General features: G+C 69.8%; 21 protein-coding genes and 1 tRNA gene. 14 read left to right on the top strand and 8 right to left on the bottom strand.

The features are described from left to right. Positions 1 to 42: 42 nt before the first annotated feature. Positions 43 to 621, top strand: a complete 579-nt coding sequence (locus ACGFJ7_RS44250) for a YceI family protein (RefSeq protein ID WP_203774324.1) — start codon at positions 43 to 45, stop codon at positions 619 to 621. A gap of 148 nt (positions 622 to 769) precedes the next feature. Beyond that, positions 770 to 2233, top strand: coding sequence for a glutamate--cysteine ligase (locus ACGFJ7_RS44245; RefSeq protein ID WP_392648239.1), 1464 nt, complete (start codon positions 770 to 772; stop codon positions 2231 to 2233). Here ACGFJ7_RS44245 and ACGFJ7_RS44240 read toward each other — a convergent pair. Continuing rightward, positions 2230 to 4359 (bottom strand): hypothetical protein, encoded by a 2130-nt coding sequence (locus tag ACGFJ7_RS44240; protein WP_392648237.1) that lies wholly within the window; start codon positions 4357 to 4359, stop codon positions 2230 to 2232. The two genes, ACGFJ7_RS44245 and ACGFJ7_RS44240, sit on opposite strands and share 4 nt — an antisense overlap. A 167-nt stretch (positions 4360 to 4526) precedes the next feature. Here ACGFJ7_RS44240 and ACGFJ7_RS44235 point away from each other — a divergent pair, with 167 nt between their 5' ends. Next, positions 4527 to 5573, top strand: coding sequence for a PASTA domain-containing protein (locus ACGFJ7_RS44235; RefSeq protein ID WP_392648235.1), 1047 nt, complete (start codon positions 4527 to 4529; stop codon positions 5571 to 5573). A gap of 4 nt (positions 5574 to 5577) precedes the next feature. Here the strand turns inward: ACGFJ7_RS44235 and ACGFJ7_RS44230 are convergent, their stop codons facing one another. Further along, positions 5578 to 5877 carry a hypothetical protein gene (locus tag ACGFJ7_RS44230; protein ID WP_360248013.1) on the bottom strand — a complete coding sequence of 100 codons (300 nt, stop codon included), beginning with the start codon at positions 5875 to 5877 and terminating at the stop codon, positions 5578 to 5580. Between the two features lie 385 nt (positions 5878 to 6262). Here ACGFJ7_RS44230 and ACGFJ7_RS44225 point away from each other — a divergent pair, with 385 nt between their 5' ends. The 3 genes from ACGFJ7_RS44225 to ACGFJ7_RS44215 all read left to right on the top strand — a co-directional run bounded on the left by ACGFJ7_RS44225 (position 6263) and on the right by ACGFJ7_RS44215 (position 7874). Next, positions 6263 to 7144 carry a helix-turn-helix transcriptional regulator gene (locus tag ACGFJ7_RS44225; RefSeq protein ID WP_360248327.1) on the top strand — a complete coding sequence of 294 codons (882 nt, stop codon included), beginning with the start codon at positions 6263 to 6265 and terminating at the stop codon, positions 7142 to 7144. Then, entirely contained in the window at positions 7108 to 7332 is a 225-nt protein-coding gene (locus ACGFJ7_RS44220; RefSeq protein WP_360248015.1) for a DUF397 domain-containing protein, read from the top strand. Before ACGFJ7_RS44225 ends, ACGFJ7_RS44220 begins: the two co-directional genes overlap by 37 nt. Positions 7333 to 7448: 116 nt before the next feature. Next, the gene (locus ACGFJ7_RS44215; protein ID WP_360248017.1) at positions 7449 to 7874 is read left to right on the top strand and encodes a hypothetical protein; all 426 of its coding nucleotides are present in this window, start codon (positions 7449 to 7451) and stop codon (positions 7872 to 7874) included. Here ACGFJ7_RS44215 and ACGFJ7_RS44210 read toward each other — a convergent pair. The 3 genes from ACGFJ7_RS44210 to ACGFJ7_RS44200 all read right to left on the bottom strand — a co-directional run bounded on the left by ACGFJ7_RS44210 (position 7871) and on the right by ACGFJ7_RS44200 (position 10000). Next, entirely contained in the window at positions 7871 to 8467 is a 597-nt protein-coding gene (locus ACGFJ7_RS44210; RefSeq protein WP_360248019.1) for a hypothetical protein, read from the bottom strand. The genes ACGFJ7_RS44215 and ACGFJ7_RS44210 overlap by 4 nt on opposite strands. A gap of 122 nt (positions 8468 to 8589) precedes the next feature. Further along, a complete protein-coding gene (locus ACGFJ7_RS44205) occupies positions 8590 to 9360 on the bottom strand; it encodes a WecB/TagA/CpsF family glycosyltransferase (RefSeq protein WP_360248329.1) in 771 nt (256 codons plus the stop codon). A gap of 557 nt (positions 9361 to 9917) precedes the next feature. Further along, positions 9918 to 10000, bottom strand: a tRNA-Leu gene (locus ACGFJ7_RS44200). Between the two features lie 196 nt (positions 10001 to 10196). On the opposite strand from ACGFJ7_RS44200, the gene ACGFJ7_RS44195 reads away from it, so the two are divergent. From ACGFJ7_RS44195 to pknB, 7 genes are all read left to right on the top strand, one after another. Further along, complete coding sequence (locus ACGFJ7_RS44195) at positions 10197 to 10988, top strand: DUF3662 and FHA domain-containing protein (RefSeq protein ID WP_360248020.1); 792 nt, start codon at positions 10197 to 10199, stop codon at positions 10986 to 10988. Positions 10989 to 10993: 5 nt separating this feature from the next. Beyond that, a complete protein-coding gene (locus tag ACGFJ7_RS44190) occupies positions 10994 to 11479 on the top strand; it encodes an FHA domain-containing protein (RefSeq protein ID WP_360248022.1) in 486 nt (161 codons plus the stop codon). Beyond that, positions 11476 to 12855, top strand: a complete 1380-nt coding sequence (locus ACGFJ7_RS44185; RefSeq protein ID WP_360248024.1) for a PP2C family serine/threonine-protein phosphatase — start codon at positions 11476 to 11478, stop codon at positions 12853 to 12855. Before ACGFJ7_RS44190 ends, ACGFJ7_RS44185 begins: the two co-directional genes overlap by 4 nt. Positions 12856 to 12934: 79 nt before the next feature. Next, positions 12935 to 14392 carry an FtsW/RodA/SpoVE family cell cycle protein gene (locus ACGFJ7_RS44180; protein WP_360248331.1) on the top strand — a complete coding sequence of 486 codons (1458 nt, stop codon included), beginning with the start codon at positions 12935 to 12937 and terminating at the stop codon, positions 14390 to 14392. Then, entirely contained in the window at positions 14389 to 15885 is a 1497-nt protein-coding gene (locus ACGFJ7_RS44175; RefSeq protein ID WP_360248026.1) for a penicillin-binding protein 2, read from the top strand. Before ACGFJ7_RS44180 ends, ACGFJ7_RS44175 begins: the two co-directional genes overlap by 4 nt. A 2-nt stretch (positions 15886 to 15887) precedes the next feature. Further along, positions 15888 to 17204, top strand: coding sequence for a protein kinase (locus ACGFJ7_RS44170; protein WP_360248028.1), 1317 nt, complete (start codon positions 15888 to 15890; stop codon positions 17202 to 17204). Beyond that, positions 17201 to 19048, top strand: a complete 1848-nt coding sequence (pknB, locus tag ACGFJ7_RS44165; RefSeq protein ID WP_360248030.1) for a Stk1 family PASTA domain-containing Ser/Thr kinase — start codon at positions 17201 to 17203, stop codon at positions 19046 to 19048. The genes ACGFJ7_RS44170 and pknB overlap by 4 nt, the downstream gene beginning before the upstream one ends. Before the next feature lie 7 nt (positions 19049 to 19055). Here pknB and ACGFJ7_RS44160 read toward each other — a convergent pair whose 3' ends face one another. From ACGFJ7_RS44160 to ACGFJ7_RS44150, 3 genes are read right to left on the bottom strand one after another with little or no spacing between them, the layout of a single operon-like run. Then, positions 19056 to 19706 carry an aminodeoxychorismate/anthranilate synthase component II gene (locus ACGFJ7_RS44160; RefSeq protein WP_360248032.1) on the bottom strand — a complete coding sequence of 217 codons (651 nt, stop codon included), beginning with the start codon at positions 19704 to 19706 and terminating at the stop codon, positions 19056 to 19058. Between the two features lies 1 nt (position 19707). Then, positions 19708 to 20013, bottom strand: coding sequence for a hypothetical protein (locus ACGFJ7_RS44155; RefSeq protein ID WP_360248034.1), 306 nt, complete (start codon positions 20011 to 20013; stop codon positions 19708 to 19710). Positions 20014 to 20018: 5 nt separating this feature from the next. Next, a complete protein-coding gene (locus ACGFJ7_RS44150; RefSeq protein ID WP_392648227.1) occupies positions 20019 to 20930 on the bottom strand; it encodes a class E sortase in 912 nt (303 codons plus the stop codon). A 211-nt stretch (positions 20931 to 21141) separates the two neighbouring features. Here ACGFJ7_RS44150 and ACGFJ7_RS44145 point away from each other — a divergent pair, with 211 nt between their 5' ends. Beyond that, positions 21142 to 22152 carry a hypothetical protein gene (locus ACGFJ7_RS44145; RefSeq protein ID WP_392648224.1) on the top strand — a complete coding sequence of 337 codons (1011 nt, stop codon included), beginning with the start codon at positions 21142 to 21144 and terminating at the stop codon, positions 22150 to 22152. Positions 22153 to 22611: the final 459 nt, after the last annotated feature.

Here is a 22611-nt window from a genome sequence, read left to right as displayed (position 1 = left end):
GACAAACACCGACCGTCCCGTGCTTCGAGAGAAGGAATTGTCATGACCGAGTCCGTCGCCACCACTCGCGCCTTCGAGGGTCTGCAGATCCCGGCCGCCGGCACCTACGACCTGGATGCCGCGCACAAGCGCGTCGGGTTCGTGGCGCGACACCTCATGGTCAGCAAGGTCCGCGGCCAGTTCGCCGAGGCCAGCGCCGTGATCACCATCGCTGAGGACCCGCTGCAGTCCTCGGTCACCGCGTCGATCAACGCCGCCAGCATCGAGACCGGCCAGGTCGACCGCGACAACCACCTCCGCAGCGGCGACTTCTTCGAGTCCGAGAAGTACCCGACCCTCGAGTTCCGCAGCACCGGCATCAAGAGCCACTCCGGCGCCGAGTTCGTCCTCGACGGTGAGCTCACCATCAAGGGCGTGACCAAGCCGGTCGAGCTGGTCGTCGAGTTCGAGGGTGCCGGCACCAGCCCGTACGGCCAGTCGGTCTTCGGTTTCAGCGCGCACACCGAGATCGACCGCGAGGACTGGGGCCTGACCTGGAACATGGCCCTCGAGAGCGGTGGCGTCATGGTCAGCAAGAAGATCAAGATCGAGATCGAGGGCGAGGCCGTACGCCGCGCCTGAGGCCTGACGCTCTACTTCGGAGCCGCCGTCCGCATGTCGGACGGCGGCTCTTCGTTTACTGGTGTTACCGCCCGCCGGGATGGCAAGGTGGACCGGGCGTAAAGGTTCGCTCACAGAGTGGTGATCGACGTCCGTTTCGTCCCTGGCCGTGCCGGGAGGGCAAGTGGGTTTCGCACCCGAAGATCGCGTGCAGTACAGACACAAAGTGCGGCATTGCCTCGACGCATTCGCTCAGATGCTCGACCAGGGCGCCTTCGCCTCGCGTGACGGCATGACCGGCCTCGAGATCGAGATCAACCTGATCGACGCCGACGCCCGGCCGGCCATGCGCAACGCCGAAGTCCTGGCCCGCCTCGACGACCCGTCGTTCCAGACCGAGCTCGGCCAGTTCAACCTCGAACTGAACGTCCCGCCGCGCCCCATCACCGGCCGCGGCCTCGCCGACTATGAACACGCGCTGCGCGACAGCCTGGACCGGGCCGCCGCCAAAGCCGACTGCCGGCTCGTGACGATCGGCATGCTGCCCACCCTCACCCCCGGCGACCTGGTGCTCGAAAGCCTCTCCGCCAACGAGCGCTACCGCCTGCTCAACGACGAGATGGCCGGCGCGCGCGGCGAACAGTTCCGCGTCGACATCCACGGCGTCGAACGACTGCAGAGCGCCAGCGACTCGATCACGCCGGAGGCGGCCTGCACCAGCGTGCAGTTCCACCTTCAGGTGCCGCCGGACCGCTTCCACCGATTCTGGAACGCGTCCCAGGCGATCGCCGGCCCCCAGGTGGCGATAGGGGCAAATTCGCCTTTCCTGTACGGACGCCGGCTGTGGGCGGAAACCCGGATCGCCCTGTTCGAGCAGGCCACCGACACGCGCCCGGACGAGCTCAAGGCGCAGGGCGTACGCCCACGGGTGTGGTTCGGCGAACGGTGGATCACGTCCGTCTTCGACCTGTTCGAGGAGAACGTCACATTCTTTCCGCCGCTGCTGCCGATCCTGGACCGCGAAGATCCGTTCGAGGTCCTGCGGGCGGGCGGAGTGCCCCACCTGGGGGAACTGCGCCTGCACAACGGCACGGTCTACCGGTGGAACCGGCCCGTCTACGACGTCACGGAGGACCGCCCCCACCTGCGGGTGGAGAACCGGGTGCTGCCGTCCGGGCCGACCCTGACCGACCTGCTGGCCAACGCGGCCTTCTACTACGGCGTGGTGCGCCAACTGGCCGAGGAGGAACGGCCGATCTGGTCCCGCCTGCCCTTCGCCGCGGCCCGCGCCAACTTCCACGCCGGCGCCCGCGGCGGCATCGAGGCGACGATGACCTGGCCCGGCCGGGGCGAGATAGCGGTCACCGACCTGGTGCGCTCGGTGCTGCTGCCGAAGGCGTATGCCGGCCTGGACCTCTACGGCGTCGACCCTTCCCTGCGCGACCGCCTGCTCGCGGTCATCGACGAACGGTGCCGGCTAGCCCGCAACGGCGCCACCTGGCAGACCGATTTCGTACGCCACGCCGAACACCACCGGGGCCTGACCCGTCCGGCCGCCCTCCGCGAGATGCTGCTCCGCTACTGGTCTCTGCAACAGACCGACGAGCCGGTCCACACCTGGCCCAGTGCTTAGTCCCGCTGCTGCGGGGGTTTCGGGTTGATTTGCGCAATGGTCGGAGTGGACGGCGGCGGAGTGACCGTCGACTTCGGAGCCGCCTTCTTCGCCGGCCGGCCCCGCGTAGGACGGGCAGCGGCCGCAATCTCCGGGTCGACAACCGGCGCGTTGCCGATGGGCTTGATCTCGGCGGTCTTCTCGGAGCTCCACCCAGATTCGCCGGCGACCCGCCCGGACGTGTCGGCGGCCCGATCGGGTGCGCCGGCGATCCGCTCGGACGCGTCGGCGATCCGCTCGGACGCGTCGGCGATCCGCTCGGGCTTGTCGCTGACTCGTCCGGGCTTGTCGCTGACTCGTCCGGGCTTGTCGCTGACTCGTCCGGGCTGGTCGACGACCCGCTCACGCTGGTCGCTGAGCTGCTCGGGTGCGCCGCTGACCAATCCGAGGTCGTCGCTGGATTGCTCCGGCTTTCTGGTCGATCGCTTGGGCTTGTCGCCGACGCGGGAGGTGGCTTGTGCGGCGTTCCGGCTGGCGGCCGCGGGAACAGCCTTGGCTGCGGGAACCGCCTTGGCCGGGGGACCGGTCTTGGTCTCGGGAACAGCCCTGGCCGCGGGAACGGTGTTGGCTGCGGGAGCGGTGTTAGCTGTGGGGAGGGTTTCGGCCACGGGAACGGCCTTGACTGCGGAGGCGTCCCTGGCTGCTGAGGCGTCCCTGGCTGCGGAGGCGTCCCTGGCTGCGGAGGCGTCCCTGGCTGCGAGGCGGGCCTTGGCTACGGGAACGGCCGCGATTTCGGGAGTGTCCGCAGTCGAGCGGTCCTGTGCCAGCGGCGATTCGTCCGTTTGTGCGACACCTGACGAGGCGGGAACTTTCGAGCGACCGAATAGTCCGCGTTTCACCTTGGCGGGTTTTGCGGACGCGGTTTCAGCGGTCGGCGCAGGACCCGAGAAGGGCTTGGGCGATGCCTCGGCCGGTGCGGGCGAAGCCGAAGGCGTGGGCGGCGCGGTCGCGATGGGTGACGGAGAGGCTGTCGAGACGGGTGACGCCGAGGGTGCTGGCCGCGGAGAGGGCGTAGGTGCTGGTACCGCCGCGGGCGGGGTGTGGGCGGAGCGGGAAGTGAGGGGCACCGCGGCGGTGGTGTCGTCGGTGCCGGAGGAAGAGGAGGAGGAGGAGCCGGCGGAAGAGGAGGCAGCGGCGGAGGAAGAGAAGGAGGCGGCGGCGGTGGAAGAGGAGGCGGCGGCGGAGCGGGTGGCTCGGCGGGTGATGGTGGAGCGGGTGGCGGTGACGGTCAAGGCGGAGCCGGCCAGGCCGGTGAGGACGGCGTAGGGGGCGATCAAGTAGGCGGACTCGATCGGGCCCAGGGCGCCGGTCAGGCGTGGGGCCAGGGCCAGGAATGCGAAGGCGACCAGCAGCGGGCCGGCCGCGCCCGAGGTGGCGGCGGCGGCGCTGAGGTCGCCGCGGCGGGCGGCGGGGGCGACGGTGATGGCGCCGACCAGGAAGGCGGCGGCCAAGGTCAGCAGGGCGCTCGGCCAGTAGATGGCTCCGTAGCGGCCGCTCGAGGCGACCTCGGCGAACTGCCAGCTTGTCAGGTACGTGGCTGACGTTCGGTTGGTGGCCAGCTCGACGATGATGGCGGCGATCGCCAAGGCCCAGAGCCATCCGGTGGTGGCGATCAGGTTGGCCGCCACTGGGGTCGAGGAGACGGCCCAGAAGGCGACTATCAAGCCCAGGAGCAGGCCGATCGCGGCGTAGCCGCCGGCGATCACCTGGGGTGTGAACGTGTCCGGGCGTACGGCCGAACGAGCCGGAAGAGCGATCAGCGCGACCGTCACCAGGGCGCCCAGGGCCGCGCAGGCGGCCAGGGCGAAGCGCCAAGCGGCCGTTGACCGAGGACCCGGACCACCGCGGACCCGGCTGCCGATGACGGCGCCGAAGACCGTGGCGCTGGCCGCTATCCACGTGGCCCAGCCGAGACTGCCGAGCCAGACGCTGTCGTCCGGCGTCGTGGCGCTCGGCCACGCCACCACGCCCAGGCCGTAGCCCAGGCCCAGCTGGGCGGCGCCGGCGCCCGCCGCCACTCCGGCGGCGGTGGCCACTCGCACGATCCAGCCATCGTCGGCCTTGTTGCCGGCCCGTTTGTCGGCCATGCCGGGCACTGTAGCGGTAAGCGCCGATGCCTGCTAATCCGTCGGTAACCGCACGGATGGCCGTTTCACCCGGGCTCACCTGGTGTGTTTGTCCTGCGGAGGCCAGACACGTCCCCCAAGATTCGATACGTTGACCCATGCGGGTGACCTAGCCGGAGGAGTGGCTGATGTCCGACGAGAAGCGGCCCGGCGAGCCCGCGGCGGAGGACTCGACCGGGCCCGACAAGCCTGCCGCCGGCCCGGGCAAGCCCGACGCCGCCGGGCCCGGCAAGGCCGGCGACGCGACCCGGCTCGACCTGCCTGCCGTCGCCGACGAGACGAAGGCCGTACCCGCCGCCGACGAGACGAAGGCCGTACCCGCCGCCGACGAGACGAAGGCCGTACCCGCCGCCGACGACGAGACGGATGACGAGACCAAGGTCGAGCCGGCGAAGGCGCCGCCGCCGTCGGACGAGGACACGCTGTCGGGCGGCGCCCGGACTGACGACACGCTTGACGACGTACGCACGGTGCCGGCCTACAAAGACACGCCGGTCAAAGACGCGCCGACCGCCGTCATGCCGGTCGACGACTGGGCGCCGAGCCGGGCCAACCCGGCCTGGTCGGGGCGGGCCGAGGTGCGCGCGCCGCAGCCGGGCCGGGGGTATCCCGAGGTCGACTGGGCCGCGGCCGACGCCGAGCCGCCCGGGCGCGACCGCTGGTGGATGCCGATCGTGGTCGGCATCATCGCGCTCGTTCTGCTCGGGGTCCTGGGCTGGGCGATCTATCTGATCGTGCAGGACGACGACAGCGACGACACGCCGACGCCGGCGGTGACGACGTCGTCGGCGGCCGCACCGACGCGGACGGCCACCACGGCCACGAGCGCGACCACGGAGACCACCGCGCCCAGCACGGCGCCGCCGACGACGACCACCGCGCCGACTCCGACCACCACCGACCCGACGGACACGGAGGTCACCGTGCCCGCGCTGCGCGGCTTGGCGCTAGCGGCGGCGGAATCGGCGCTGAACGAGACCGGCCTGAACTATCGGATCAAATACCGTGCGGTGAACGCGCCGGCGGGGACCGTGGTCGACAGTGATCCGGCGGAGGGGCAGGAAGTACCACCGGACACTGTCGTCACGCTCGTGGTCGCCGCTGATGCCGCGACGACCGTACCGACGACCGCGACCACCGGCGCCACGCCGGGCGCCGATACGGACGGTCAGTGACGCCTCAGCGGTTGGCGCGTGCGGCGCGGTTCTGGACGACACCGCTGCCCAGGCCCGGCTGCCGGCCGTTGCGCGCCCGGGGGTCGGGCGCCTTGCCGACGGCACGTAGACCGCTGACCTGGACGAAGATCGATCGTCGCTCGACCGCGTCTCCCGTGGGGTTGAGCTCGTAACCGTCCAGCCAGATCCAGCCCTCGTAGGTGGGCCAGTCATGGACCCGGATGACACGGAAGAGCATCGGCGCCGCGAACTGGACGCTGGCCGCCTTTGTCACGTGTATGACATCACCGGACCGAGGTAACACGTCAACTCCTGCCCTGTAATCGTCTCGGGGTGAACCTTGACACGGAAGCAACAAGTGTGCACGGCAGAAACGCCATTGCAAGCATCCGATGATGCCAATCACCGAAAGCGTTGCGGAACGTCACCATGACTGATCCTGCTCAAGGATCCCTAGTGGATCAGTCCAATTCGGACGTGGTGAGGATCGGCACCGTGCAATCGGCGCCGTATCGGTGCACTGGGCCGCGCTTGGTCGCATCCTCCGAGTTGACAGAGTGATACGAGCCATACCGAAAAGATTGCACCACGAGTCGGATCGATGCAAGTTGCATGTCAGCCATCCGTGATTGTTGGTCTTGGCGGCCGTCAACTTGAATCATTAAATGATCGACAGGAGACTGGTGCTTGTGAATCAGCATCGCAGTCCCACCATTCGCCGTCGCCGGCTCGGGGTCGAGTTGCGCCGGCACCGGGAGGCGGCCCGAATCACGATCGACATGGTGGCCGAGCGACTCGGATGTTCCACGTCCAAAGTATCCCGAATCGAGACGGGCCATACGAGCGCCACGCCTGGCGATGTTTCGGCCATGTTGGACATTTATGGCGTAAGTGCCGCCGTGGCGCAAGAACTTGTCCAAATTGCCCGAGAAGCAAGGCAAAAGGGATGGTGGCATCCCTTTTCGACGGTTTTGAGCGGCGCCTATGTGGGACTCGAGGCGGCGACCAGGTGCATCCGGACGTACGAACAGCAGGTCATCCCTGGTCTTCTGCAGAGCGAAGAGTATGCAATTGCGATGATTCGGGCCGCCCGGTTGGGGGACAACGACCAGGAAATCGAGCAGCGAGTGCGCGTCCGGATGGAGCGGCAGTCGTTATTGATTCAGGACGATCCGATCGATCTTTGGGTGGTGCTCGATGAGGCGGTGGTGAGCCGGCCGGTCGGCGGCGACGCGGTCATGGTTGATCAATTGGCGAAATTGATCAACGCCGCACGGTTGCCGAACGTCACGTTGCAGATCTTGCCGTTCGCGGTCGGCGCGCATGCGAGCATGGACAGCACGTTCGCCATTCTCGAGTTCGAAGAGGAGGGGGACGCGGACGTGGTCTACATCGACAGCGCGACCGGCGGACTGTTTCTGGAGAAGGCCGAGGAGCTCGGTAAGTACATCTCCATCTTCGAGAGCATCCAGGCGACGGCCCTCCCCCCGGAGGAGTCCATCGAGATGATTGAAATGCTGGTAGAGGAGCCATTGTGGAAGTCGAATCGAAGGGTTTCCGGCTCGATCTGAGCCACGCACAGTGGTTCAAGAGCACGCGCAGCGGCCCCAACTCCGACAACTGCGTCGAGGTGGCGTTCGTCGATGAGGCCATCGCGGTGCGCGACTCCAAGAACCCGGACGGTCCGGCGCTGATCTTCACCGCCGCCGAGTGGGACGCGTTCGTCGGCGGTGCCAAGGACGGCGAGTTCGACCTCTGACCTCGCGGTCGGCGTCGCGACGCGGCCGGCCCTCCCGCCGAGCGGGAGAGCCGGCCGTAGTCATTTGCGCAGCCGCCTCGTTGAACCGCCAAAAGCTAGCGAGGCAGGGCAGACATATGACGATTGGTTCGGAAAACCTCAGCAGCGGTTCCTCCTCCACGGCGCAGGACCGGTTCAGTGGAGGAGTCAGCGCGTACCGCCAGAACCGGCGCGACGCACTCTCGGACAACAGCGACAGTTCGTCGGGGCTGCCCGTGCGATCGCCGGGCCGGTCGCACAGCATCGAGCCCACCAGCCCGCTCGACCGCGCGGCCAAGCTGCCGTCGCTCGACCTTCAAGGGCTGTCCGAGCCGGTCTTCCCGTCGAGTGGCTGGCCCGACTCCAGTTCCCAGTCGATGGCCGACCACCCGCTGCTCCGCGGCCTGCTGATGGAACTGCCGGCACGTGGCACGCTGCCGCCGTCGGACTGGCTGGACCGCTGGTTCGAGGCGGCGCGCTCCATCCTCGAACTGCTCTACGTGCAGGAAGCCAAGAAGAACTAGCGGATGCCGGCCGGAATCTTCGGCCGGCCGCGCCCCATCGGCGCGAGCACCAGCACGCTGAGCCGGCTGTGCCGCAGGGCCGCCCGGATCCCGATGGCCAGCACGGCCACACCCACCACGGTGATCGCGATGCCGGCCAGGTCGGCGCCGGGCACCTCCACCACCCGCGCCGCGATCGGCAGACCGAGCAATGTGGCCAGCGCGGTCACCTGCAACGGAACCAGCATCAACGGGTGCGCGGCGGCGGCACGCAGGCCGGGCGGAACCGGAGTCTGCGGGGCCGAGGCGAACGCGCCCGCGCCGCGACGTACCCGGCTCAACCTGTGCAGGCTCGCCGTGAGCACGATCAGAGCCGGCACGGCCGAGGCCAGCGCGGCGGCCGGAGCCGCCGAATCGCCCGGCAGAAGACCGGTCACCACCGGGACGGCGACGAACACCGAGGCGCCCGCCGCGACCAGCGCGGTGAGAGTGCCGGCGCGGCGGCGGAGCTCACGCGCCGAACGGGCGGCCGACAGCCTGTCGGCCAGCAGTCCGGCGGTGAGCCAGACGGCGACCAGGGCGCCGGCGAGGATGAGGTCCGCAACGGTGTTCACATCGACCAGCCTTCACCCGGCGCGCACGAAGCGAAACCGGGTTATCACCGGACCGACACCCGTAGGGGAGTGTTCTCCGACACGCGGGTAAACCCCGAGCGCCCACAGTGGAGCGGTTTGTCCTAGACCGCGAAGGAAGTGACCGGCTCGGTGGCCGGCGCGGGCGGCGTCGCCTTCCACAGTCCGCTGCGCTGAGCGGCCAGGCGGGCCAGGTAGGCCGGGTTGAGCAGGACGTACCGCTTCCACAGGCGCTTGGGCTCCAGGCCGAGACGCCAGAGCCACTCGAGGGCGTACTTCTGCATCCACGCGGGCGGGTTCTTCAGCAGGCCGGCGTGGTAGTCGAAGGCGGCACCCACGGCCAGAAGCGGCATGTCGAGAAGCGGGCGCATGGCGTACGTGAAGATTTCCTGCCGCGGGCAGCCCAGACCGACCAGAACGATCCGGGCGCCGGACGCCTTGATCCGCTCGGCGATCTCCTCGGCCTCACCGGGGTGGCTGGTCCGGAACTTCGAGGCCTCGACTCCGGCGATCTTCAGCGCGGGGAACATGCGCTCCAGGGCGGGCACCAGGCGGTCGAGGGTCGGCTGCGTCGAGCCGTACAGGTAGATCGGCAGGCCGTCGGCGGCGGCCCTCTCCACCACTTTCAGGGTGAGGGTGGGGCCGTAGACGCGGTCGGCCAGGTTGGCGTGGTGGAGAAGGTTGAGGGCCCAGCGGACGGGCTGGCCGTCGGGGGTCACCAGGTCGAAGGAGTTGAGGCGGGCGTTGTGGGCCTTGTCCTCCACGCCGGTCATGACGCCGTGTACGGCCAGGGCGGTCACGGCGTACGGGCGCCGGGCGTGGGCCGCCTCGATGATCTGCTGGGTGGCGGTGGCGTAGTCGGTGATGTCGACCATTACTCCCAGGACGCTGCGCTTGCCCGATCGGACGTCGGTCTGGTTGGCGGTCACAGCACGCTCCATGGGGTTTTGGCCACCTGTCGATTTTCGCCGCCGAGCATAGCGGGGGGTAGGGGAGTCACCTGGGCAGGCGAGCGCTTTGGTGGGGGCTGTTATTCCTGGGGCTCTGCCCCAGACCTTGGCCATCGCTGCTGGGACCCCGGGGGGCTGTCGTTCTGGTTGCGGTTGGAGGGTGGCTGGGGTCTGGGTGGGTCCCGTTGCGACGGGACCCACCCAAACCCCTAAAAGAGACAAATCACTCAACTCCGCCGACGCGCCCGGCGCCCGCGACACGTCCACGAATCCAAATCGTGATCTCGCGCTCCGACGAAACTTCAGACTGAAGAAATCTCACCAAAGAAACTCACCCACGCGGGTACCCGCTGCGCCCACCGCAACCGACTCACGCACCGCGCCCACCGCACCGTGGGGGTCTGGGGGGTCGCCCCCCAGGCAGATATGACGAGGCGCCCCGGTCCGCGCTTCTCAGCGGACACAGGGGCGCCTGCGACTCGTGGGGATGGGGGGAGTTGAACCCCCACGTCCTTTCGGACACACGGACCTGAACCGTGCGCGTCTGCCATTCCGCCACATCCCCGTGGCTATAAAGCCTGCCCGAAGGCCTGCCTTTTTGTTACTAGCTGCGACAGACTACGCTGTCGCACGTCACCATGCGAGTTGATATCGCCTGTGACGCCGAGAAGACTAGCACGGCGTCTACGGGTGTCATACGAGGGTCAGAAGTGCCGGTCGTCCTTGAGCTAAAGATGCGCAAGCGGCGGCCGGATACCATCATGTCCTCGGAAGCCGAGGAGGAGCCGGTGAGCGTGCTGCAGCGCTTTGAGAAGCGATTGGAAGGCCTGGTCGAAGGGGCCTTCGCCAAGGTCTTCAAGGGTGTCGTGCACCCTGTGGAGATTCTGAATGCCATGCAGCGGGAGGCAGAGGCGCACAAGGCCATCTTGGCCGGTGGCCGCACGCTGGTGCCGAACCGCTACGTGATCGACCTCTCACCTTATGACCACAGCCGGCTGGCGCCCTATGCCGCCGCGCTGGCCCAGGAGCTGGCCCAGTCTCAGGCCGAGTTCATCGGTGAGCAGGCCTGGACGGTCTACGGCGACGTGATCGTCGAGATCGAGCGTGGGGACGGGCTCGACACGGGCATGTTCCGCGTGACGGCCGAGGTCTACACGGGTGGCGAGGTCGCCCCGGTGCAGCAGCCGGCCTACGACGCCGGGCCGCAGTACCCGCCGTACGACCAGGGTGGCTACCAGCAGCACGGTGGCGGCGGCATGCCGAACGGGCGCGGCAGCGTGGGCCTCATCTCGGGTGACGGGCGTACGTACCCGCTCCAGATGGGCTCGACCGTGATCGGCCGTGGCGACCAGGCGAACCTTCGCCTGCCCGACGTCGGCATCTCGCGGCGGCACGCGCGGCTCGACTACGACGGCAACCAGGTCGTGCTGACCGATCTCGGGTCGACGAACGGGACGATGGTCAACGGGCAGCGCGTCTCGGCCGTGGCCCTCAACCCGGGCGACATGATCCAGCTCGGGACGACCACGCTCACCTTCCGAGTGGACGGCTAGCGACCTTGCCCGAATTCGTCCTCACCGTCGCCCGGTTCGGCTTCCTCATCCTTCTGTGGATCTTCGTGTTCACGGTGGTGGGGGTGATCCGTAAGGATCTCTTCGCCGGGGCTCGGTCCAAGGGCATCGTCGCCAGCCCTCGGGGGGTGGGTGGCACGGTGCCCGCGGGTCCGCCGCCGGCGAAGGCCAAGCGCGGTAAGGCGGCACGGCAACTCGTGGTGACCGCCGGCCAGCTGGCCGGTACGCGAATCACGCTGAGTGAGGCTCCGATCACTATCGGTCGTGCTGAGGACTCCACCCTCATCATCACCGACGATTTCGCCTCCGCTCGGCACGCTCGGCTCGTGCCGCGGGACGGTCAGTGGTTCGTCGAGGATCTCGGCTCGACGAACGGCACGTACCTCGACCGCGGTAAGGTCTCCGGACCTACTCCCGTCCCCCTTGGCGTACCGATCCGTATCGGTCGCACTTCACTCGAGTTACGGCCATGACCCTGACCCTGCGCTACGCCGCTCAGAGCGACCGCGGTCTGATCCGAGACCTGAACCAGGACTCCGTCTACGCCGGGCCGCGGCTGCTTGCTGTCGCCGACGGGATGGGCGGCATGGCCGCCGGAGACGTCGCCTCCAATATCGTCATCGCCGCGATGGCTCCGCTCGACGAGGACGTCCCCGGTGACGCTCTGGTGGACGCGTTGCGCCACGCGGTCGGTCTCGCCAACCAGCATCTGCGTGACACCGTCGACGCCAACCCGCAGCTCGAGGGGATGGGCACCACGCTGACCGCGGTGCTCTTCTCGGGCAGCAAGTTCGGCATGGTGCACATCGGTGACAGCCGGGCCTACCTGCTGCGCAACGGTGAGTTCGCCCAGATCACCAAGGACGACACGTACGTGCAGATGCTCGTCGACGAGGGGCGCGTCAGCCCCGAGGAGGCGAGCAGCCACCCGCAGCGGTCGCTGCTGACCCGCGCCCTCGACGGCCGGGACATCGACCCGGAGTACTCGGTTCGCCAGGTGCTCAAGGGTGACCGCTACCTGATCTGCAGCGACGGTCTCTCCGGTGTCGTCAGCGCCGACACGATCGGCCAGACGATGCGGGAGATCGCCGACCCGCAGGCCTGCGTGGAACGGCTGGTGCAGCTCGCGCTGCGCGGCGGCGGTCCGGACAACATCACCGTGGTGATAGCGGACGCGACCGACGCCGACATCGTCGAGCAGGCGCCCATCGTCGGCGGCGCCGCCTCGATCGACCGGGGCAACAACACGGTCGCCGACACTTCCACCCCGGCCTCGCGGGCCGCCGCGCTGCAGGCCCCACGGCCGGCGCAGCCGCAGCCCGAGCCGCAGCAGCCGGAGGAGCCGGCGCCCAAGGGCCACCCGGTCCGCACCAGCCTGCTGGTGCTCGTGCTGCTCGGCGTGCTCGGCGGCGGTCTCTGGCTGGGCTATCGCTACACCCAGGACCAGTACTACGTCGGCGCGACCGACGCCGGTCAGATCGCGATATTCCGCGGCGTGCCGGGGCAGGTCGCCGGCCTCGATCTGTCGACGGTGAACGAGACCAGCCCGACCCGGCTCGACGACCTGACACTGGTCGCGCAGGACAGGGTGAAGCAGGGCATCCACGCCGAGGACCGGCCGGACGCCCAGCGGGTGCTGACCGAGCTCACCGTCGACCAGCCGTCCAACCCGAACCTGAAGCCGCTGTGCAGCACCGCGGCCGCCGCGGCCGCGGCTCCCACCACTCCGGCGCCCACGGCGCCGCCGGCGGGTGCCGCCACCACCGCACCCGCTCTCCCGCCGTCAGCTCAGGTCACCGAGTCAGCGCCCCCGGTCGTCGATCCGGTCGGGTGCCGGACCGTCAACTGAGCTCCGGCTCGACAACGTCTGGGGATACCTCTTGACCGCGCCCGCCGTACCGGCTCCCACGCCCAGCTCCACGGGTGAGATGTCGCGTATCCCGGGAATGAAGACCCAGCGCAACGCCGAGCTGGGTCTGCTCGCGTTCGCCATGGCGCTCGTCGCGGCGTACGGCGCCATCGTCGAGGCCAACCAGTTCGACAAGATCACCGCGACCTTCTGGGTGCCGGCGGCGCTGCTCAGCGTCCTCTTCCTGGGGCTGCACGTCGTGGTGCGCTACACCGCGCCGTACGCGGACCCGGTCCTGATTCCGGCCGTGGCCCTGGTCAACGGGCTCGGTGTGGGCTTCCTGCGCCGCCTCGACCTGGCCCGCTCGATCGCCAACAACGAGCCCGAGCCGGGCTTCTTCGCCGGCACGGGCGGGCGGCAGCTGGCCTGGACGCTGGCCGCGCTGATCCTGGCCGCGGTGCTGCTGCTCGTGGTGCGTGACCACAAGGTGGTCTCCCGGTACGCGTACACCCTGGGCCTGGTCGGCATCGTGCTCGTCATGATCCCGGCCGTGCTGCCGTCGAGCCTGTCCGAGATCAACGGCGCCAAGCTGTGGATCCGGGTCGGCTCGTTCTCGATCCAGCCCGGCGAGTTCGCCAAGCTGGCCCTGGTCTCGTTCTTCGCGTACTACCTGGTCCACAAGAGAGAAGTGCTCTCGCTGGCCAGCCGCCGGTTCCTCGGCATCGACTTCCCGCGCGGGCGCGACCTCGGACCGGTCGTCACGGTGTGGCTGCTCAGCCTCCTGGTGCTGGTCTTCGAAAAGGACCTGGGCACCGCGCTGCTCTACTTCGGCCTGTTCGTCGTGACGCTGTACGTGGCGACCGAACGGGCCAGTTGGCTGATCATCGGCCTGCTGCTGTTCTTCGGCGGCGTCTACCTGGCCTACCTGCTGGGCGCCTCGGTCGGCGGCCCGTTCGCGAACTTCTACGACCGCGCCGAGGTGTGGCTCGAGCCGTTCGCGACCGAGAACTACGACCGGGTCGGCGGCAGCTACCAGCTGGTGCAGGGCCTGCTCGCGCTCGGCACGGGCGGGCTGTTCGGGTCCGGTCCGGGCTCGGGGTCGCCGGGCTTCGTGCCCGAGGTGCGCACCGACTTCATCTTCGCCGGCATGGGTGAGGAGATCGGCCTGTTCGGTCTCTCCGCGCTGCTGGTGATCTACCTGCTGATCGTCGAGCGCGGCCTGCGGGCCGGCCTCGCGGTGCGCGACTCGTTCGGCAAGCTGGTCGCCGGCGGCCTCGCGTTCACCCTCGGTTTGCAGGTCTTCGTCATCCTTGGTGGCATCACCGGACTGATCCCGCTCACGGGCCAGACCACGCCGTTCCTCTCGGCGGGTGGCTCGTCACTGATGGCGAACTGGTTGTTGATCGCGATGCTCTTGAGAATCTCCAACGCGGCCCGAGGGCCCGCGGGGAGTGGTGGTGGCGGCGACCGCCCCGGCGGACCCAAGAAGGCTCCCACCCAGCTCCACGGCGCCATGACGGAGGTGATCAAGCCGTGAACGCACCCCTCCGGCGGGCCGGCGTGGTCATCCTCGTTCTGTTCGGCCTGCTCTTCGCCAACCTCAACTGGGTGCAGGCCTACAAGGCCGACACCTACCGCACGAACGAGTACAACCGCCGCGTCGTGGTGGCGCAGTACGAGCGCCCGCGCGGTGTGATCGAGGCGGGCGGCATCGGGCTGGCCACCAACAAGGTCACCGACGACACCCTGAAGTACCTGCGCGTGTACCCCAAGAAGGAGGTCTACGCGCCGGTGCTCGGCTACCGGCCGGTCGGCCTGGCCGCCACGGGCATCGAGAACAGCGAGAACGACTTCCTCTCGGGGGAGAGCGACAAGCTGTTCGCCGACCGGGTGAAGGACATGTTCACCGGCAACGACACCGGTGGCGGCAACGTCGTGCTGACGCTGAACCCGAGCGCGCAGGAGACGGCGTACAAGCAGCTGCTCAACAACGAGCGCGACGTGGAGAAGGGCGCCGCGGTCGCGATCGACCCGCGCTCCGGCGCCGTGCAGGCCATGGTCTCGATTCCCAGCTACGACCCGAACCCACTGGTCAGCCACGACGAGAAGGCGGCCGCGGCGGCGTACAACAAGCTCAACAAAGCTGAGGACCAGCCGCTGCTGAACCGGGCCACGCAGGAGACGCTGCCGCCCGGCTCGACCTTCAAGGTGATCGTGTCGGCGGCCGCGTTGCAGAACGGCTACAACCAGCAGACCGAGATCCCGGCCGGCAGCGTTTACAAGGAGAGCGGTGCGGTCATCCGCAACGCCGAGGACGAGGTCTGCCCCGACGGCGAGGTCACCCTCAAGGAGGCGCTGACCGAGAGCTGCAACACCGGTTTCGCCAAGCTCGGCGTCAAGCTGGGCCGCGACAAGGTCCTCGAGACGGCGAAGGCGTTCGGCTTCGAGGACGACAGCCTCGAGGTCGGCAACCTCGAGGGCGACGGCCTGCCGGTCGCGGCCAGCGACACCGGCAAGATCGCCAACCCGGACGGCAGCGTCGACAAGGGCGCCCTGGCCCAGTCGTCGATCGGGCAGCGTGACGTGCGGATGACGCCGATGCAGGGCGCGCTCATGGCCGCCACCGTGGCCAACGGCGGCAAGCAGATGCGGCCGTACCTGGTGCAGCAGCTGCTCAGCCCGGACCGTCGCTCGATCTACAACGCCGAGCCGAAGACCCTGCGTACGCCGATCAACGAGTCCGTCGCCTCCGATCTCAAAGAGATGATGGTCAGCGTCGTCAAGAGCGGTACCGGCAAGAAGGCCAAGATCAGCGGCTTCGAGGTGGGCGGCAAGACCGGTACGGCGCAGAACGCCGAGGGCGCCGACCCGCACGGCTGGTTCATCGGATTCGCCTACAACGAGAAGGGCGAGGCGGTCTCCGCGGTCTGCGTCATGCTGGAGAACGTGCCCGGCGGCCATGCCAGCGCCGAGGCGGCCCGGATCGCCGGGCTCATCATGAAGGCCGCGGCCGGTCGGGGAGGGGACTGAGCATGATCAGCCCTGGGGTGACCCTCGGCGGGCGCTACCGTCTCGACGAGCGCATCGCCGGCGGTGGGATGGGCGACGTGTGGCGCGGCACCGACGAGGTGCTGGGCCGGACGGTCGCCGTCAAGATCCTGCTGCCCGCGCTGCTCGACGAGCCGGGCTTCGCCGAGCGGTTCCGGGGCGAGGCACGCACCATGGCCACGATCAATCACCCCGGGGTCGTCGACGTCTACGACTACGGCAGCGACCAGCAGCTCGCGTTCCTCGTGATGGAGTACGTCGAAGGCGACGCCCTCTCGCGGACGCTGAGCCGGGTCGGCCGGCTGACCCCGGCCCGCACGATGGCGCTGGTCGCCCAGGCCGCCGACGCGCTCCAGGCCGCGCACGCGAACGGCATCGTGCATCGCGACGTCAAACCGGGCAACCTGCTGGTCCGCCCGAACGGCACGCTCGTGCTCACCGACTTCGGCATCGCCCGGTCGGCCCTGGTCGGGCAGCTGACCGTCGCCGGCTCGGTGCTCGGCACCGCGTCGTACATCTCGCCCGAGCAGGCCTCCGGCGCCGTGGCCACACCCGCCTCCGACGTGTACGCGCTCGGCGTGGTCGCCTACCAGTGCCTCTCCGGCCACCGGCCGTTCGACGGGGCCACGCCGCTCGAGATCGCGATGAAGCACGTCCGGGACAACCCGCGCCCGCTGCCCGGCGACATCCCGCCCGCGGTGCGCAGCATCGTCGACCGCGCCATGGCGAAAGACCCGGCCGCCCGCTGGCCGTCGGCGTCGGCCATGGCCGCCATCGCCCGCCAGGCCGCGGCGTCGCTGTCCTCCACCTCCCAGCAACCGGCGAGCGCGCCCCAGCCGATGCGCGCCGCCCCGCCGGTCAGCCCGGCCGGGATCCCCCGGCCGCCGTCCGGCCCGGCCATGCCCGGCTCGCCGGTCGTGGGCGGCGCCGCCCGCCCGCAATACCCGCCGGCGCAGCGACCCGTCTCCGGCGCCCGTGGCGCCGCTTCCGTACCATCCGGTCCGCCGGTTCAACCGCAGCCCTACCGTCAGCCGTATCAATCACAGCCGGCCCCGGCCGCCAAGCCGGAGAGCTCCGGCGGGCGGCAGGTGCTGATCGTGCTCGCCGTGGTTCTCGCGCTGCTGGTCCTGCTCTGCGCGGGGGTCATCTCCTTCCTTCTCAAGCAGGGCCAGGACAACGCGGCCGTATTCCACACGGGCGTCGATGGCGGGGCACCGCCGGCGGCGTCGTACCGTCTAATCACACAGACGGGCGCCAACCCCGGCTGGATTTCAGCGAACGAAGGACGACAGACGCTATGACGGCGCAGGCCCGCCTGCTCGGTGGCAGGTATCAGGTCGGCGAACTCTTGGGCTACGGCGGCATGGCCGAGGTGCACCGGGGGCGCGATCTCCGGCTCGGCCGCGACGTGGCCATCAAGATGCTGCGCACCGACCTGGCCCGCGACGCGACGTTCCAGGAGAGGTTCCGGCGGGAGGCCCAGAACTCCGCGGCCCTGAACCACCCGGCGATCGTGGCCGTCTACGACACCGGCGAGGAGATCTCCGCCACCGGTGAGAAACTGCCGTTCATCGTCATGGAGTTCGTCAACGGGCGGACCCTCAAGGAAGTCCTCGCCCAGGAGCAGCGCATCCCGGTGCGCCGCGCCCTCGAGATCATCGCCGACATCGACGCCGCCCTGGAGTTCAGCCACCGCCACGGGATCATCCACCGGGACATCAAGCCCGGCAACGTGATGATCACGCAGAACGGCCAGGTCAAGGTCATGGACTTCGGTATCGCCCGGGCCCTGGCCAGCGGCGCGACCACCATGACGCAGACCAGCGCGGTCATCGGCACGGCGCAGTACCTCTCGCCGGAGCAGGCCCGGGGCGAGGCCGTCGACGCCCGCTCCGATGTGTACGCGGCCGGCTGCGTGCTGTTCGAGCTGTTGGTGGGCCACCCGCCGTTCGTCGGCGACAGCCCGGTCAGCGTGGCGTACCAGCACGTGCGGGAAGATCCCAAGGCGCCCAGCGAGATCAACCACGAGGTTCCGCCGGACGTCGACGCGATCGTGCTCAAGGCCCTCGCCAAAAACCCGATCAACCGCTACCAGAGCGCCCAGGAGATGCGGGCCGACGCGCTGCGCGCCGTCTCCGGGCGCCCGGTGCTGGCCACCCCGGTGATGTCGCAGGCCGAGACCATGGCCCTGCAGCAGGGACCGCAGCCGCGGCAGTGGCAGCCGCAGGCGGCGACGACCATGCAGCGTCCGGTCGGCGGGCCGCCGGGACAGCCGGACCGCCGCTCGTCGTGGGTCTGGGCCTCGCTGGCCGCGCTCGGTGTGCTGGTCGTGATCGTGCTCGGTGTGGCCCTGGCCATGACCCGCGAAGACGACAAGCCGACCACCACGCCGACGGCCACCCAGTCGACGCCGGTGCTGGTCGCCGTGCCGAACCTCGACGGTCAGAGCAACGAGGACGCGATCGCGGCGCTGCAGAAAGCGGGCTTCAAGAACGTCTCCCCGGAGACGCCGCGCCAGGACACCGACTGCGACGGCACGGTCGAGAGCCAGAGCCCGAAGGCCGGCGAGCAGGTCACCCTCGACACGCCGATCACCTACCAGCTCTGCATCAAGCCGGACCCAGTCACCGTGCCGTCCAACCTGGTCGGCGGCACGAAGGACAACGCCAGCGCCCGACTGCGCGAGCTGGGCTTGAAGGCCAACTTTGAGACGGTCGACAGCATCCAGCCGACCGGCGTCGTGACCAAGGTCGAGAAGCAGGGCAAGAAGGTCGAGCCGGGCACCACCATCGACGTCTCCGTCTCGAACGGCCAGCTCGTCAAGATGCCCAAGGTGACCGACATCCAGCAGGCGGTGGCCGAGGGCATCCTCGACAACAACGGGCCGTTCAACGTCAGCATCCAGACCGTGGACGACCCGAACGGCACGCCCGGCACGGTCGTCGACCAGAACCCGAAGGCCGGCGAGTCGGTGAAGAAGGGCGGCAAGGTGACCCTGACGGTCATCGCCGAGCAGAGCACGCCGCCCGACACGCCCGACCCGGGCCAGACCCCGACGCCGACGCCGACGCCCGGTGACGGCAACGGCGGCGGCACGGGCGGCGGCCTGATCAGCGAATCGCTGCTGGGCAACCGGCCGGAGTGACTTCTCGCTAAGCGGTGGCGAACGCCGCTCGGCGCCGGGACTCGACCTCGGCGGCGAGCGGCGGCGCCTTTTCCAGGGCCGACGGCAGGCCGCAGGAGGCCAGCCAGTTCGCCAGCATGGTGTGACCGCCCTCGGTCAGCACCGACTCCGGGTGGAACTGCACGCCCTCGATCGGCAGCTCGCGGTGACGCATCGCCATCACCACGCCCGACTCGGTGCGGCCGGTCACCTCGATCTCGCCCGGCAGCGTCTCGGGCAGCACGGCCAGCGAGTGGTAGCGGGTCGCGGTGAACGGCTCGGGCAGGCCGGCCAGCACGCCGTCACCGGTGTGGTGCACCAGCGAGGTCTTGCCGTGCAGCAGCTCCGGCGCGCGGGTGACGGTGGCGCCGAACGCGGCCCCGATCGCCTGATGGCCCAGGCACACACCGAACATCGGAAGCTTTCCCGCGTACGACGTGATGACGTCCATCATGATGCCGGCCCGCTCCGGGGAGCCCGGGCCTGGCGAGAGCAGGACACCGGCGGCCCCGAAGGTGCCGACGTCGTCGACGGAGATCTCGTCGTTGCGGCGCACCACGCACTCGGCGCCGAGCTGGCCCAGGTACTGCACCAGGTTGAAGACGAACGAGTCGTAGTTGTCGATGACCAGAATGCGCACGTCAATCACCCGGGAGGCCGCCGCCACCGGTGGTGGCGGATTCGGAAGGATGCGGAGCGTTCGACTCGGTGCTGTACGGGATCTCGTCCGGCCCGTGATCGGGACTGTCGGAGTCGACCGCGTTCGGGTCCGGGCCCTGCTGCTCGGTGCCCGTGCCGACCTGCACGTCGTCGAAGGGCAGCAGCGGGGTGGCCCAGGGGAACACCACGTACCAGAGCAGCGCGGTAGTGGCCGCGATCAGCCCGAGCGAGGTGGACAACTTGCCCCAGAAACCGAACGGAAGCTTGCGCCAGATCCACGCGTACATCGGCCTCAGACCCCTGTCTTGATCGGGGTCGGCATGCCGGCGTCGGGCAGCTTCTGGTCGCGCTTGGTCGTCGAGACGAGCTCGGCGTGGATGATCAAGCGCTGGTAGTTGTTGTACTTCGGGTTGCAGGTGGTCAGCGTGAGCAGCGCCTGCTTCGGCTTGGCTTTCGGCTTGCCCGGCACGGGGGCGACGACCTCGACGGCGGTCGGCTTCACGACCTCCTGCGAGTACACCCGGTAGACGTACCAGTTGGTGCGGGTCTCCACACCGATGACGTCGCCGTCCTTGAGCTCGTCGAGCCGCCAGAAGATCTTCTTGATCCGGTGACCGGCCACCGAGAAGTTGCCGATCTGGCCCGGATCGGCCGAGTCGGGGTAGTGACCGGGGGCGTAGCGGATGTCGGCCGGCGTGACGCCGTCGACGACGACCCACTTCTTGTCGAGCTTCGGGATGTAGAGCCGGCCGACCAGGTTGGCGCCGGGCGCGTCCGGGGCCTTGGCCGCGGGCGCGGAGGCGGCCGGCGCGACGGTCGGGTCGTTCCACGCCTGGTCGAGCTCGGTCGCGAGGGTGTCCTGCTCGGCCTGAACCTTGGCCGAGTTGCCGAACACCTCGTAGCCGGCGAACAACAGCACGATCAGCCCGAAGGTGATCATCAGCTCGCCCGAGATCCGGATCCCGCCCCGAACCCGCGAGGCGACGGTGGGCCGGGTGAGCTCGGAGTAGACGCTCTTGTAACCCTCACCGGTCTGCTCGGGTCGCAGCCGAACGACCTTTTCGCCCCGCTTGGGCTCCACCTCTTCGACAACCTCTCCGGTGGGCTTGGGGCCACCCGGCGACGGCGGGACGGCCGGGGCGGCGCCGAGGGCCGCGTCGGGCTCGGCGTTGACCTTCGCGGCCTGCGCCGCCTTCCCCGGCACCGCGGAGAAGAGCGCGGTGGCTTCTCTCAGGGGCGGCTGTTGCGGCGCGCTTGGCGGTACGGCGGGGAGAAGGCTCGTAGGCGCGTCGGGCGCCCGGCCGATCCCTTCCGCGGGCCAGCTTGAGCCGTTCTGCCAGGTTTGGGCGGGTTGGTGGCTTTGATCGTTATGGGCGGCAGATGCGTAAGAGCTGCCGAGTTCGCTCCGCTCGGACGTGCCGAACGCCGCCGAAGTGGACGCCGGCGCGCCGAACCCGCCGGAGGTGGGCGCCGCCTTGGCGAACCCGCCGGAAGTGGGCGCCGGGCTGCCGAATGCGTCCGACGCGGGCGCTGAGATGCTCGACGTGGGTGGCGCCGGCGTGGCCGTGCCGAAGGCGCCCGACTGGGGCGCGGCGGTCCCGGACGCGCCTGATGTCGGCGCGGCGGTCCCGAAGGCGCCCGAGGTGGGCGGTGAGATGCCCGATGTGGGTGGCGCCGGGGTGGCCGTGCCGAAGGCGCCCGACTGGGGCGCGGCGGTGCCGAAGGCGCCTGATGTCGGCGCGGCGGTCCCGGACGCGGCTGACGTGGGCGTGGCGGGTCCTGAGGGGCCTGACGCGGGCGTTGCGGTTCCGAACGCGCCGGACGCGGGCGCAGAGGTACCTACCGCGCCGGAGGTGGGCGCCGGGGTGCCGAAGGAGGCTGAGGTTGGCTCCGGGGTGCCTAGCGGGGTCCGCGCGGGTGCGGCGATGCCGAACGAGCCGGACGAAGGCGTCGGGGTGCCCAACGGGGCCGACGTGGGCGTTGCGGTGCCGTATGCGCCGGACGTGGGCGTTGCGGTGCCGTATGCGCCGGACGTGGGGGTTGCGGTGCCGTATGCGCCGGACGTGGGGGTTGCGGTGCCCAGCGAGGTCGGTGCGGGTGTTGCGGCGCCGAAGGAGCCCGACGTGGGTGAGGGGGTGCCGAAGGAGGTCGGCGTTGGCGCGGGGGCGTGGCCGTTGAATGCCGGCTCGAAGGCGCCGCTCGGGGATGTGGGTGCCGTGGGGGCGTTCGAGCGAGGCTGGTGGTCGGGGGCGTCGTCGAAGAAGTCGAATTGCTGGGGCGACGGCGCGGCGTGCTCGATCGGGCGCTGCCGGGCGGCGTTTACGGCGGCGTTCAGCTCGTCGGGCGTGTTGCGGGCCGAGGCGATGCGCTGCTGGGCCGCCGCGTCGGGCCGCAGCACCGCGGTCTCCGTCGCGGCCACCGGCTGATCCGAACGCTCGGGGAACGCCGCGCCCGTCTGGCCGGTGCGCTCCGGGAAGGCGGCGGGCGCCTGGCCGGCTCGTTCTGGGAAGGCGGCGGGCGCCTGGCCGGCTCGTTCTGGGAAGGCGGCGGGCGCCTGGCCGGCTCGCTCCGGGAAGGCGGCGGGCGTCTGGGCGGCTCGCTCGGGGAAGGCGGCGGGCGGTTGGTGGGCGAGGTCGGGGAAAGCGGGGGACGTCTGACCTGGACGGTCGGGGAAGGCGGCGGGTGTGCGCTCGGGGGCGGACGTCGCCTGCTGGTCCTGGGCTTGCGGGAAGGCTGTCGACCACCTCTCCTGGCGCTCCGCGCGGGGGGCTTCACGGCGCGGCGGGGGAGGTGTGGCCGGGAACGTCGACGGCGTGGAGCCGGTGTCCTGGCGGGCCGGGAAGCTAGCCGGAGAGAACGTGGGGTCCTGCTCCGGGAAGGAGGAG

The sequence above is a fragment of the Actinoplanes sp. NPDC048988 genome (assembly GCF_043197815.1).
Taxonomy (GTDB): Bacteria; Actinomycetota; Actinomycetes; order Mycobacteriales; family Micromonosporaceae; genus Actinoplanes.
The sequence above is the reverse complement of the archived record's forward strand: the minus strand, read 5'-3'. Positions and strand labels throughout refer to the sequence as shown.